Origin of the sequence: Afipia felis ATCC 53690, from assembly GCF_000314735.2 — a bacterium.
GTDB lineage: Bacteria > Pseudomonadota > Alphaproteobacteria > Rhizobiales > Xanthobacteraceae > Afipia > Afipia felis.
In genome coordinates, this window is the sequence record NZ_KB375270.1 from 1133097 (window position 1) to 1146386 (window position 13290).

Annotated in this window: 13 protein-coding genes; 3 read left to right on the forward strand and 10 right to left on the reverse strand. The window is 63.0% G+C overall.

The annotated features are described in order from the left end of the window. Window positions 1-237: 237 nt before the first annotated feature. Window positions 238-870: a PAS domain-containing protein gene (locus HMPREF9697_RS05385; RefSeq protein WP_002716152.1), complete on the forward strand. Its 633-nt coding sequence runs from the start codon at window positions 238-240 to the stop codon at window positions 868-870. Between the two features lie 24 nt (window positions 871-894). Here HMPREF9697_RS05385 and HMPREF9697_RS05390 read toward each other — a convergent pair whose 3' ends face one another. Then, complete coding sequence (locus HMPREF9697_RS05390; RefSeq protein ID WP_002716153.1) at window positions 895-1272, reverse strand: ArsC family reductase; 378 nt, start codon at window positions 1270-1272, stop codon at window positions 895-897. Between the two features lie 79 nt (window positions 1273-1351). Continuing rightward, entirely contained in the window at window positions 1352-1909 is a 558-nt protein-coding gene (locus HMPREF9697_RS05395; RefSeq protein ID WP_002716154.1) for a methylated-DNA--[protein]-cysteine S-methyltransferase, read from the reverse strand. 130 nt (window positions 1910-2039) lie between these two features. Between HMPREF9697_RS05395 and HMPREF9697_RS05400 the strand changes: the two genes are divergently transcribed. After that, window positions 2040-2675 carry a hypothetical protein gene (locus HMPREF9697_RS05400; protein WP_002716155.1) on the forward strand — a complete coding sequence of 212 codons (636 nt, stop codon included), beginning with the start codon at window positions 2040-2042 and terminating at the stop codon, window positions 2673-2675. On the opposite strand, the gene HMPREF9697_RS05405 is transcribed toward HMPREF9697_RS05400, so the two are convergent. From HMPREF9697_RS05405 to guaB, 6 genes are all read right to left on the reverse strand, one after another. After that, the gene (locus HMPREF9697_RS05405) at window positions 2654-2995 is read right to left on the reverse strand and encodes a Lin0512 family protein (RefSeq protein ID WP_002716156.1); all 342 of its coding nucleotides are present in this window, start codon (window positions 2993-2995) and stop codon (window positions 2654-2656) included. The two genes, HMPREF9697_RS05400 and HMPREF9697_RS05405, sit on opposite strands and share 22 nt — an antisense overlap. Before the next feature lie 62 nt (window positions 2996-3057). Next, window positions 3058-4719, reverse strand: a complete 1662-nt coding sequence (locus HMPREF9697_RS05410) for a Na/Pi cotransporter family protein (RefSeq protein WP_002716157.1) — start codon at window positions 4717-4719, stop codon at window positions 3058-3060. 36 nt (window positions 4720-4755) lie between these two features. Next, window positions 4756-6351 carry a glutamine-hydrolyzing GMP synthase gene (gene guaA, locus HMPREF9697_RS05415; protein ID WP_002716158.1) on the reverse strand — a complete coding sequence of 532 codons (1596 nt, stop codon included), beginning with the start codon at window positions 6349-6351 and terminating at the stop codon, window positions 4756-4758. 102 nt (window positions 6352-6453) lie between these two features. Beyond that, window positions 6454-7755 carry an RsmB/NOP family class I SAM-dependent RNA methyltransferase gene (locus HMPREF9697_RS05420; protein ID WP_002716159.1) on the reverse strand — a complete coding sequence of 434 codons (1302 nt, stop codon included), beginning with the start codon at window positions 7753-7755 and terminating at the stop codon, window positions 6454-6456. Window positions 7756-7771: 16 nt separating this feature from the next. After that, window positions 7772-8131 (reverse strand): MAPEG family protein, encoded by a 360-nt coding sequence (locus HMPREF9697_RS05425; RefSeq protein ID WP_002716160.1) that lies wholly within the window; start codon window positions 8129-8131, stop codon window positions 7772-7774. Between the two features lie 79 nt (window positions 8132-8210). Beyond that, window positions 8211-9707, reverse strand: a complete 1497-nt coding sequence (guaB, locus tag HMPREF9697_RS05430) for an IMP dehydrogenase (RefSeq protein ID WP_002716161.1) — start codon at window positions 9705-9707, stop codon at window positions 8211-8213. 322 nt (window positions 9708-10029) lie between these two features. Between guaB and HMPREF9697_RS05435 the strand changes: the two genes are divergently transcribed. Then, the gene (locus HMPREF9697_RS05435) at window positions 10030-11493 is read left to right on the forward strand and encodes an MFS transporter (RefSeq protein ID WP_040308143.1); all 1464 of its coding nucleotides are present in this window, start codon (window positions 10030-10032) and stop codon (window positions 11491-11493) included. Here the strand turns inward: HMPREF9697_RS05435 and HMPREF9697_RS05440 are convergent. Together HMPREF9697_RS05440 and HMPREF9697_RS05445 are read right to left on the reverse strand one after the other, a co-directional pair. Then, entirely contained in the window at window positions 11490-12176 is a 687-nt protein-coding gene (locus tag HMPREF9697_RS05440) for an RlmE family RNA methyltransferase (RefSeq protein ID WP_002716163.1), read from the reverse strand. The genes HMPREF9697_RS05435 and HMPREF9697_RS05440 overlap by 4 nt on opposite strands. Window positions 12177-12205: 29 nt before the next feature. After that, window positions 12206-13258, reverse strand: a complete 1053-nt coding sequence (locus HMPREF9697_RS05445; RefSeq protein ID WP_002716164.1) for a Ppx/GppA phosphatase family protein — start codon at window positions 13256-13258, stop codon at window positions 12206-12208. Between the last annotated feature and the right edge of the window lie 32 nt (window positions 13259-13290).

A 13290-nucleotide genomic window follows, 5' to 3' on the forward strand; every position in this document is an offset into this window, starting at 1 on the left:
GTCTTCGCACCGCAATAAGCACCGGCACATCCCGACTGCCAGAAGCCTCCGGTCCCAAAATTATGGAGCGGATTCCGCGTTCCGCGCAACGAGACCTTTGGACATTGAAGTGCAGTGCACAACTTCTCAAGTTTAAAAAAGCGGCTTAGGAACTGCTCAACTCAATTTCTGTCTTGCGTTTGTCAATATCGGGAACATGATGGACCTTTATCGGAGTTGATTTTCGGAGGCTGCACCATGTCGGCCAAACGAGATATCTCGCCCGACGATACCGACCCGTTTACAGGCACCTCGATCGAAGTCATCCGCGCCATTCGGCAGCGTGACCTGCTGAACAAATGGCTCAGCCTTTATAGCCCTCTCCAGCGCGCGCCCCCCTTCGAAGAATTTCATCTCGAATGCGCCGAGGGCGAGCGCGCATCATTCGTTCTCTACACCGTGAAGCTGGAGAACGGCCGCCCCCGCATCATGATCGACAGCGTCGGCACCCGCCTCGCGCAGGCTTACGGTACAGCCGGCGGCGGACATGAACTCGGGGACTATGTCGGCCCCAAACTCGCGCCGGTCATCATGCCGATCTATGAGGAATGCATCCGGCGCGAACTTCCGGTCTACACCGTGTCGAGGGTGCAGGATCGCGAAAAACGGACGGTGGATTGGGAGCGGCTGCTGCTGCCGTTCAGCGACGGCAAACGCGTCACCCGCATCATTGCCTCGTTCGAGACGATCAGCCTCGAGGGACATTTCGACATCAATCGGATTATGCGCGAGCGGCTTCCCATCGACGTCGTCCGCGCCGTGATCGACAAGAAACTCTACTTCGCGCGTCCCTCTCGCATCGAAACGCGCGACAAGATCGAGTTCGAATAAACCTGCGCCAGCCGGCAACCCGCCTCAGCGGGAAGCTTTGCCGCGCGCCGCTTTGCCGCCCAGTGCCTTTTCATAAACGTCCGGCTTGAAGCCGATCAGCAGATGCTTGCCGTCGTCGAGCACCGGCCGCTTGATCATCGAAGGCTGCGCCATCATCAATGCAATGGCCTTGCGCTCGGTCAGCCCCTCCTTGTCGGCATCCGGCAATTTCCTGAACGTGGTGCCGGCCCGATTGAGAACGGTTTCCCAGCCTTCAGCCTTGCACCACTTCTCAAGGTCGGCCTTGTTCACACCCGCTTTCTTGTAGTCGTGAAAGTCATAGGCGACGCCGGCCTTGTCGAGCCAGGCGAACGCCTTCTTCATCGTGTCGCAGTTCTTGATGCCGTAGATCGTGATGGTCACATGCGCACCTGTCGGGTCGGGATCGTGGCGCCTTTTCTAAGGCGCGCCGCGAAAAGTGCAAATCCCGCAAGAGCGGCTTTCAAAGCGCCAGCGACTGTTGCGCCGGGTCATCCCCATCGAGCTTCACGCCTTCGAGCCGCAGCATCCGAACCTTCGACGCCGCCCCGCCGGGCGCGGAAAATCCACCGACCTTGCCCCCTGCGGCCAGCACGCGGTGGCACGGAATGATGAGCGGGATCGGATTTTTGGCCATGGCCTGACCGACATCGCGCGCAATGCGAGGGTCCGAGCCGATTTCCTTTGCCAGCGCGCCATAGGTCGTCGTTTGTCCCCATCGAAGCCGGCGGGTCGCATCATAGATGCGCCGGAACAATTCATCCTGACTGGCGAGATCGAGTTCGAGATTCGAAAAATCGGCTTCCGCTCCTTCGAAGTAATGACGCACCGTCTCGACCACATCGGCAATGGTCGAAGTTGGCTCCGCTGGTGCTGCACCCGGCGTTCTTTTCAGCAGGAGGCGGCGCGCCTCATCCGCATTCCGCGTGGGCAACTGAAAGCGCGCGATGCCATCCTCGTTCCACGCGATGCCGCAGAACCCGGCGCTCGTTTCAAAAATGAAATAGCGATCGCTGCTCATGGTGATGCCTTTGCTCTCTCCATAAGATGGAATGTCCCGGCTGCAGAACCACCCGATTTCCGGCACCAGCCTATCTAGGAACGCTCTCGCCGCGTAAAAGTACGCCACCAGCCCGACCGCAGGAATAGCCATGCGCACGCCGACATCCGTCAAAGCGGCTGAAGAGCTTGGAAGGGTCAGGCTCTCCCGATCGTTTTTCATGCGCGACTTCCTTTACAGCGAAGTCGCCAGCATTCACGGGTTTGCCAATCTTCCGACCGATCCCGGCCTCGCCATCGCGGCCGGGCGTGGCCTCTGCGAAAACCTGCTCGAACCACTGCAGGACACATTCGGCCGCATCGCCATCCGCTCGGCCTATCGGTCGCCCGAAGTCAACGGCTTCTGCAACGCACACGACCTCAACTGCGCATCCAACGAGGCCAATCGCGGACGCCATATCTGGGATCAGCGCAGCGACGACGGCGGCATGGGCGCGATGGCGACGATCGTGGTGCCCTGGCTGGTCGATCGGCTTGCCGAAGGCACGACCTGGCAATCGATGGCATGGTGGATTCACGACCACCTGCCCTACAGCACCCTTCAGTTTTTCCCGAAGCTCGCCGCCTTCAACATCGGCTGGCACGAATGTCCGAGGCGCCACATCTCAAGCTACGCGGCGCCCCGTGGTGTTCTGACAAAACCCGGCATGGCCAACCATGACGGCAATCACGCGGACCAGTATCCCGGCTTCCCCGCGCCCGTGCTTTACTTGCCGTCGTCGATGTAGACGATGATGGCCGCGTTCGCGATCAGGATGGAATCCTTGCCTTCGTAAGGCACTTCCAGACCGCCCTGCACCGCTTTCACGGTGATCTTGCCGTAAGGCAGTTCCTGCGCCACAGCCGTGGTGTCCACGCCACTCGGGTCCGGCACGGCAACCGTGACATCAACGAACATGTCGTCGCGCGTTTTACCGACCAGCGGGAAGAAGCTCAGGCTGGAGTGACGAAGCGCATCGGACACTGCGCGCCGCGCCGCCTTGGTGCCGTCCTTGCCATGAACATCCACGCCCATGCCCATTTCGGTGATGCAACGTACCTTTGCCATTACTTGTCTTGCTCCTTACTGAATTCCGTCAGGCTGCTTCATAGCGCATGCCAAGCGGCGCGTCATGTCTCGTGCGCTGATCCCGTGTCGCGGCCCCGGCCCGCAAGATGGGCCGCCGACCGCCATGCATGATATGAAATACGCTCAAGCGTTCGCGCGGCGTCGATCTTCGCAAAAGCGTCTGCGGCTGCGGATTTTCCCGTTGCGACAGCAGCAAGCGTGGCCGCACGATAGTCATGCTGCATGCCTTCAAGCTCCCGCGCAGCACCCTCAGTCTCCCTGAGCACTGCTTCAATCTCCGCCGAAACGTTCCAGCCGATAGGCCCGGCATGATCGCTGAAAGCCTCCTCTTCGGTGATCGAGGCGCCGATGGCTTCCGCACCACGTGTGGCCTTCTCACACAACGCGGCAGCCTGAGGATCTCGACTGGCCGGCTCGGGGAATCCGGTCTGGATGATTTCCACGAGGCGCGCGGCGTGATCGAGCGCATGCAGCGTGCTGGCCATGCGCTGGCGCTCTGCGTCCGTCTCGGGCGGTTCGTGCAGTTCGGAAAGAAAGTCGCGCACCTCCTCAAGTGCTGCGGCGGCCGCAGCACCCTCCCGCTGGGCATCAACAGCCCTGCCCGAAAGCAAAGCGGAAATCGAAGCCGTCATTTTTTTGAGTGCGTCCGCTACGATCCGGCGCGCAGCCTCAATCGCAATGACCGGATTGTCGAGAGCGCTCGGATCGAGCACGCGCTCGACAGTGGTTTCCTTCGACGGCAACATCCGCTCCACAACGCGGGTGAACCATTGCGTCGCAGGAAGGAGCACGGCTACGCCGATGACGTTGTAGGCCGTATGATAGGCCGCAAGAACCGTCGTGCCGTCGACCGACGACGCCAGGCTTTTCATTAGCGGTGCTGTGAACGGAAAGGCGACGATCGCGATCAGCGCGGCGATGACCTTGAACAACACATAGGCCAGCGCCAGACGCTTCGCCGTCGTGCTCGCACCGATGGCGGCCAGCGCCGAACTCGTCGCCGTTCCGATGTTTTGCCCGATGATGAGAGCAGCGCCTTGCTCAAGGCTCACAGCTCCGGCGTAAAAGCTCGCGAGCGTTACGGCAATGGCGGCGGTCGAAGACTGCATCACCGCCGTCATCGCAAGGCCCACAACAATCAAGGTGAGGAGCCCGATCGATCCGGTGCCCCAGCCGACGCCGGGCGCACCAAGCACCGCAGGCAGATCGGACGGATGCAGGCTCTCTGCGAGGCCGCCCATGCCCTGTTGGAGGGTAGTGAGGCCGTAGAGAACGAGCGCAAAACCTGCAATCGAACCACCTGCCGCCGCGACCCGTCCGCTCGCCAGCAGTTTTGTCAGCGCGCCGATGAAAATCATCGGCAGTGCATAAGTCGACAATGACACACGCACGCCGATCAGCGCGATGAGCCAGCCGGTGCCAGTCGTGCCGATATTCGCGCCGAACACCAGGCCAAGCCCCTGCGGGAATGTCATGAGTCCGGCACTGACAAGTCCGATGGTCGTCATCGTCACTGCACTTGATGACTGCACCAGCAGAGTGACGACGGCTCCCCAAAAGGCGCCCGACAGCGGAGTGGATGCGGCCTTACCCAGCGCCGTGCGCAGCGCCGACCCGGCCAGCGCCTTCAGACCGTCCGTCATGACGGTCATGCCCAGCAGAAACAACCCGACGCCACCCAGAATGGCAATTACGGTCGACATGCTTCACACCCGTGCGACCGCTGGCAGACGAGGAGACTACTCCCACTCGATGGTGCCGGGCGGCTTCGAGGTCACATCATAAACGACGCGGTTGACACCTTTGACTTCGTTGATGATGCGGGTCGCGGTTTCGCCGAGAAATTTCATGTCAAACGGATAGAAGTCCGCCGTCATGCCGTCTGTCGATGTTACCGCCCGCAGGCCGACGACGAATTCATACGTCCGCCCGTCACCCATTACGCCCACGGTCTTCACCGGCAGCAACACCGCGAACGCCTGCCAGATGGTGTCGTAAAGTCCGGCACGGCGAATTTCCTCGATGTAGATCGCATCCGCCTGCCGCAGGATGTCGAGCTTCTCCGGCGTGATCTCGCCGGGGCAACGGATCGCAAGCCCCGGCCCCGGAAACGGATGACGCCCGACGAACACATCCGGCAGACCGAGTTCGCGGCCCAGCGCGCGCACTTCGTCCTTGAACAGTTCGCGCAGCGGCTCGACCAGCTTCATCTTCATGCGCGCGGGCAGACCGCCGACATTGTGATGCGACTTGATCGTGACGGAAGGACCGCCGGTGAACGACACGCTTTCGATCACGTCGGGATAGAGCGTGCCCTGCGCGAGGAAATCCGCGCCGCCGATCTTCTTCGCTTCCTCATCGAACACATCGATGAACAGCTTGCCGATGATCTTGCGCTTCTGCTCGGGATCGGTGACGCCCGCGAGTTCACCGAGGAACGTCTTGGAAGCGTCAACATGCACCAGCGGGATGTTGTAGTGATGCCGGAACAGATCGACGACCGTTTCGGCCTCCGCCATACGCAGCAGACCGTGATCGACGAACACGCAGGTGAGCTGATCACCGATCGCTTCATGGATCAGCACCGCAGCCACCGCTGAATCGACGCCACCGGACAGACCGCAGATCACGCGGCCTTTGCCGACCTGCGCGCGGATTTTTTCAATTGCTTCCTCGCGGAAGGCGCGCATGGTCCAGTCGCCTTTCAGGCCCGCGACCTTGCGCACGAAATTCTTGATCAGCTTGGCGCCATCCGGCGTATGCACCACCTCGGGGTGAAATTGCATCGCGTAGAATTTGCGCTTGTCGTCCGCAATGATGGAGATCGGCGAGCCCGGCGCTTTCGCCACGCCGCGAAAACCTTCCGGCAATTTCGTCACGCGGTCGCCGTGGCTCATCCAGACGTCGTGCTTCTCGCCCTTCTTCCACACACCGTCGAACAGCGCACAATCGTCCGTGATCTCGATCGCGGCGCGGCCGAACTCGCGGTGATGCCCCGCCTCCACCGTGCCGCCGAGTTGCTGGGCCATGGTCTGCTCGCCGTAGCAGATGCCGAGCACCGGCACGCCCGCCGTCAGAATCGACATCGGCGCGGACGGTGCATTGTCGTCGAGCACCGAGGCCGGACCGCCGGACAGGATCACCGCCTTCGGCTTCATCGCCTGGAAGGCTTCCTCGGCTTTCTGGAACGGTACGATCTCGGAATAGACGCCGTCCTCGCGGACGCGGCGGGCGATCAATTGCGTGACCTGAGAGCCGAAATCGACGATCAGAATCTTCTCGTGCGCGGCCGCCACATCAGGCGTCGCGGCACCGGTCTGGCTGTGTGCTGTCATGGCTGGGAGATACGCGAGGGGGGGCGGAGTCGCAACCCCGGAACGCCCGTAAAACCGGCCTTATCGGCAGGTTTTGGCGGCAAAGCCACCCCGCCTGCGTCGTTACCCGGCCTTGCGCAGGATCGAGACGAAAAACCCGTCGGTCCCGGTGCGCAGCGGGGTCATCAGCAGCCCCTGAGGCGACTGGCGCACAGCCTTGCCGAACTCCGATGCACGGTCCCCGAGCGCCCCGATGACCTCGGCGGGAGGGACCACGACAAATTCGCTGTGGCGGGCCGTAAAGGCCTCGATCTGGCCGCTGTTCTCCTGCGGCAGCACCGAGCAGGTGATGTAGGCGATCCGCCCGCCGGGCTTCACGAGGGCCGCAGCGCGTTCCAGCACCTCCACCTGATCCTTGAGCCGAACCTCCAGCGCGCCGGGCCGCATCCGCCACTTGGCGTCCGGATTGCGCCGCCACGTGCCCGTGCCGGTGCATGGCGCATCCACCACCACGAGATCGGCCGTCGCCTTGATGCCGGACAGCGGGTTTTCCGCGCCTTTCGGCGCGCGGATGTCGGCGTTGTGAATCCCCGCGCGCGACAGCCGCTCATGGATCGGCGCAAGCTGGCGCTTGTCGCGGTCGGTCGCAATCAGGCGGCCCTTGCCCTGCATCATCGCCGCCAGCGCCAGCGTCTTGCCGCCCGCGCCCGCGCACAGATCAATGACCTGCTCGCCCGGCTTGGCCTGCGTCAGCAGAGCCGCGAGCTGCGATCCTTCATCCTGAACTTCAACGCCGCCCTTGATAAAAATCTCCTCGGCGTGAACGCCGGGATTGCGCGCATCCGCCCCGAGCACAATGCGCAATCCGAGCGGCGACCATGGCGTCGGCTGTGCACCCAGATGCGACAGCGCGGCCAGCGCCTTTTCCGGTTTTGCGCGCAGCGTGTTGACGCGCAGATCGAGCGGTGCGCGGCTCGCCATCGCGGCCGCTTCCTTCACGCGATCGTCGCCAAAAGCCTCCGCCAGATGCGGATCGAGCCAAGCGGGATAATCGCCCGCGATCTCCGGCGCGGCATCGTCGAGCGTGCGGGAGTTGAGCGCGCTCCGCTCGGCATCCGACAACGGCACGGGCGCGAAACGCTCACCATTGCACAGCGCCGCGATGGCATCGGTGTCCAGCCTGCGCTCCAGCCTCAACGCGCCAAGCAGGCGCGCGCGCGAACTATCGTCATCGAGAAGATAGGCGCTCGACGAGCGGCGGCGCAGCGCGTCGAACACAAGACCCGCGATCGCGGCACGGTCGCCGGACCCCGCGAAACGATGCGCCGTGCCCCACTCCTTCAGCGCGGTTTGCGCCGGGGAGCGGTTGGCATCGATGGCGTCGAGAACTTCAATGGCAGCGGACAGCCGTGCAGCAGGTGTCATGACTATCCTTCAGTCGTTATGTGAGCGTCGGAAACAGGATGCGTAGTGCGAAGTACACCCACATCGCCAGCAATACCAGCGCGCCGGCGATAAAGAGCGAACCTCGCGATCCCTCGCCCGCGCTCCGTATCAGAATGCCCGCATGCAGCGCCTGCACCACCAGAAACACCCATGCCAGCAGAACCATCACCAGATCGGCCTGCCGCAGCGGCAGCGCAAGCGCCACAACGACGTAGAACAAGGTATGAAGGTGGTAGTTGAACGAACCTTCCGCAGGACCGCCTGCGAGTGAAAGACGCTGTCCATGCCAGAACAGCACCCCGAATGTCAGGGCCACAAGAACGAAAACCGGCAACAAAATGCCCTGGTACATCATAACGGCATCTCCAAACATCAAAGTATGGATCGCCCGCGCGCACCCAGATCATGGATGCGTCGCGGGCTTGCCGTAATAACTACGCTCCGCCGGGATAGTTCGGGCTCTCGCGCGTAATCGTCACATCGTGGACGTGGCTTTCGCGCAATCCCGCGCCGGTGATGCGGACAAATTCCGCCTTGGCGTGGAAGTCCTTCAGCGTCCGCGCGCCGACATATCCCATCGCAGCGCGCAGGCCACCGGCCAACTGATGCAGAACGGCGGCGACCGGTCCCTTGTACGGTACCTGCCCCTCTATGCCTTCCGGCACCAGCTTGAGCGTGTCCTTGATGTCCTGCTGGAAATAACGGTCGGCCGAGCCGCGCGACATCGCCCCGACCGAACCCATGCCGCGATAAGCCTTGTAGGAACGGCCTTGCCACAGGAACACTTCGCCCGGCGTCTCGTCGGTACCGGCGAGCAGCGAGCCGACCATCGCGACGTCCGCGCCTGCGGCCAGCGCCTTGGCGAGATCGCCGGAGAACTTGATGCCGCCATCAGCGATCACCGGGATGTTCGCCTTCTTCGCCGCCTCGACCGAATCCATGATCGCGGTGAGCTGCGGCACGCCGACGCCCGCGACGATACGCGTGGTGCAGATCGAGCCCGGGCCAATGCCGACCTTGATCGCGTCCGCACCGGAATCAATCAGCGCCTGGGTGCCTTCCTTGGTCGCGACGTTGCCCGCCACGACCTGTACCGCATTCGATAGCCGCTTGATGCGGTTGACCGCATCGAGCACGCGCTGCGAATGACCGTGTGCGGTATCGACCACAACGACGTCGACGCCCGCGTCGATCAGCCGTTCGGTGCGCTCGAAACCGCCATCGCCGACCGTGGTCGCGGCAGCAACGCGCAAGCGCCCCTGCTCGTCCTTGGAAGCGAGCGGATAGGCCACCGCCTTCTCCATATCCTTCACGGTGATGAGGCCGACGCAACGGTACTGGTCATCGACAACGAGAAGTTTCTCGATCCGGTTCTGGTGCAGCAGCTTCTTGGCTTCGGTCTGATTGACGCCGCCTTCACGCACGGTGACGAGGTTCTGGTGCGTCATCAATTCGGAAACCTTCTGGTCCGGATTGGTGGCGAAGCGCACGTCGCGGTTGGTGAGAATGCCGACGAGCTTGCCGGGCTGACCGTTGCCGCCGCCGGTGACCACCGGAATGCCGGAGAAGCCGTGATCCTTCATCATCGCCAGTGCATCGGCGAGCCGCGCATCGGGCGCGATGGTAAGCGGATTGACCACCATGCCGGATTCGAACTTTTTCACCTGCCGCACCTGTGCAGCCTGATCCTCGGGGCTGCCGAAATTGCGGTGAATGACACCGATGCCGCCCGACTGCGCCATCGCGATCGCCATGCGGGCCTCGGTCACCGTATCCATGGCGGAGGCCATGATCGGAATGTTGAGGGGAACAGCGCGGGTGAGATGGGTGCGCAGATCGGCGTCGGAGGGCATCACTTCCGAGAGGCCGGGCTTCAACAACACGTCGTCGAAGGTGAACGCTTCCCGGATTGCCTGATCGATGGACGCCATTGCCAACTCCCTCCAGCGGCCTCGCCGCGATAACATCTCAGGATGTACGACGATCCGGCGGCGCTTTGGCACCGCACGGGAATCGTGGCCCATCAATGGGATTGGCGGTGGTCGATAGCATGGCGACCCCGCATTTCAAAGCCTTTCTCGTGATTTTGACAGGCTTTTAGGCGATGGCAGCCATACCGCCGGAAAGGCCGTGCGCGGGAACGGCTGCGGTCACAGCGAGTTGACCGGCCGGACCGCCCTCACCTGCGGCACAGGCTACTTTCTCCATCAGCCGGGCTTTGCCGATCCTCCCGCCATTGCTACCAACCTGCAGATGCAGAAAGAACGCCTGATTCCGCTGATCGTCGCCTGCGCCCTGTTCATGGAGAACATGGACTCCACGGTCATTGCGACGTCGCTGCCCGCCATCGCGACCGACATCGGTACCAATCCGCTGGCGCTGAAAGTCGCGATTACCTCCTATCTGCTGTCGCTGGCGGTGTTCATCCCCGGCAGCGGCTGGATGGCGGACAGGTTCGGCGCGCGCAACGTGTTCGCATCCGCCATCGCCGTTTTCATGCTTGGCTCGATCGGGTGTGCGCTCTCGGGCTCGCTCACTGACTTCGTCTTCGCTCGCATCCTTCAGGGCATGGGCGGCGCGATGATGATGCCGGTCGGCCGCCTGGTGCTGTTGCGGACCATCGACAAGAGCGCGCTGGTCAACGCGATGGCATGGGTCACCGTACCCGCTTTGCTCGGCCCGGTGATCGGTCCGCCGCTCGGCGGCTTCATCACCACCTATTTTTCGTGGCACTGGATTTTCCTCATCAACATCCCGATCGGATTTCTCGGCATCTATCTCGCCATCCGTTTCATCGACCCGATCCGAAGCATCAATCCCGAACGGTTCGACCTCGTCGGCCTGCTGCTGGCGGGGCTTGCGGTGGCCGGATTGGCCTTCGGGCTGTCGGTGGCCGGACTCAATCTTCTGCCGTGGCAACTCGTCGTCGGCCTGATCGCGGGCGGTATCGTCTCGGGCCTGTTCTATATCCGGCACGCGCGCAGAACCGCCTCGCCCGTGCTCGACTTCTCGCTGCTGCAACTGCCGACCTTGCGCGCGAGTCTTGGAGGCGGCTTCCTGTTCCGCATGGGCATCGGCGCGTTGCCGTTCCTGTTGCCATTGCTCATGCAACTCGGATTCGGCCTATCGCCGTTCCAGTCCGGCATGGTGACGTTCGCCTCCGCCATCGGCGCGATGGGCATGAAGACGTTCGCCGCGCGCATCATCCGCACGTTCGGTTTCAGACCGGTCATCCTGTTCAACGTGTTCGTCGCATCCGCCTCGCTCGCCGCCTGCGCGCTGTTCACGCCGGCCACGCCGCTGCTGCTCATCATGATCATCCTGATCGTCGGCGGCTTCTTCCGCTCGCTGCAGTTCACCGCGATCAACACATTGGCTTATGCGGAGGTCGAACCGCCGCAGATGAGCCGCGCCACCACGCTCGCGAGCGTCAACCAGCAACTGGCGATTTCGGCGGGCGTCGCCGTCGGCGCATTCGCGGTGGAAGCCACGGTGCGCTTCCGGCAAGCAGCAGAACTCAGCGCGGCCGACTTTTGGCCTGCTTTTGTCGTCGTCTCGCTGATCTCGTTGTCGTCGTTCTGGTCGTTCTATCGCCTGCCCACCAATGCCGGTTATCAGATCTCCGGTCAGAAGGTCGAGGCGATGGAAGGCCCGAAGGCGGCCGATACCGCCGCCAACGAGACCACCGCCGAGGTGCGCGACCAGCGGCTTGGCTAAGCCTGCGCGCCGCCGCGAAAACCTATCGCGAGCACATAACGCTCAGACGAGTCCTGACGGCTCGCCGCAGGCTTGACGTGACGCACGGTCGCAAAATTGCGTTTCAGCTCCGCCTGCAACGTGGCATCCGCCCCGCTCTGAAAGACCTTCGCCAGAAACACGCCGCCGGGATTGAGCACTTCGGCCGCGAACGCAGCCGCGCTTTCGACGAGACCAACAATGCGCAACTGGTCGGTCTTGCGGTGGCCCGTGGTGTTGGCGGCCATGTCCGACATCACGATGTCAGCGCCGCCGCCGAGCATCGCGCGCAATTTTTCCGGCGCATCGTCGGCGAGGAAATCGAGTTGCGCGAAGGCGACGCCTGGAATTTCGCCCATCTCCAGAAGATCGATGGCGATGACCTTGCCCTTGCCCGCCTCGGCGCCGACGCGTTTGGCCGCGATCTGGCTCCAGCCTCCCGGCGCGGCACCGAGATCGACCACCGCCTGCCCCTGCTTCAGAAAGCGGTACTTGTCGTCCATCTCGAGCAGCTTGAAGGCTGCACGCGAGCGATAACCTTCCCGCTTGGCCTGCGCGACATAAGGATCGTTGAGCTGGCGCTCCAGCCACAGCTTGGATGACAGCTTGCGCTTGCCGCCGCTTTTTACCGTGACGTGCAGCCGCCCCGTCGTGTCTTTCGCCATGATACGCCTTGGATGTTCGCTTTCAGACCTTACACGGTCTGGATATAGCCGTCTTCGCGCATCATTTCGACCAGCATGCCTTCGCGCAGGCCGCGGTCGGCTACCCGCAACCGCGGCATGGGAAACGCCGCCTGGATAGCGTCGAGAATGGCGCAGCCTGCAAGCACGAGATCGGCGCGCTCGGTGCCGATGCAGGCATTGTCCGCGCGCTGGCGGTACGTCATGGTCAAGAGCTTTTCGACCGCAGAACTGATGTCATGACGGCTCATCCAGAGCCCGTCGACCCTGCGGCGGTCGTAACGCACAAGGCCGAGATGAACGCCCGCGACCGTGGTCACGGTGCCGGAGGTACCCAGCAGGTGCATGCCGTCGAGATCGCCGTTATGCGCGGCCGCGAATGGCGCGAGATGCGTGGCGACCTCGTTGACCATCGCCGCGTATGACTCGCGCGTGACGTCGATGCCACCGAAATGTTCCGCCAGCGTCACGACGCCAAGCGGCAACGACACCCATGGCCCCTTCACCGGCGGCGCATCGAGCTGCCCTTTCGGACGCATCAGCTTCACCACTTCGGTCGAGCCACCGCCGATGTCGAACAGGATCGCGCCGCGCGCATGCTCATCGAGCAGCGGCGAACACCCGATTGCGGCAAATGTCGATTCCGTTTCACGGTCGACGATCTCAAGTTCGATTCCGGTTTCCGACCTGATGCGCGACAGGAACGCATCGGAATTCTCCGCCGCGCGGCAGGCCTCGGTCGCGATGGTGCGCCGACGCAGCGCGCCGCGCGCGTCCATTTTGTCCCGGCAGACCGACAACGCGCCGACAGCGCGCTCAATCGCGGCATCGCTGATGCGGCCGGTGGACACGATGCCCTCGCCGAGCCGGATGATGCGGGAGAACGAATCCACGACGCGAAAGCCGTCGCCTATCGGGCGCGCGATCAACAATCTGCAGTTGTTGGTGCCAAGATCGATCGCGGCATAAGCAGGCGCGCCGGCGGCACGGCTTGCTTGCGCCTCGTCTACCAGCAGGTCCGCCTCCCGCTTCACGGCGGGGCGCAACTGCGCATGCTCCGTCATGCAAATCCAAATCTGCGCCGAGGCGGCGCGAA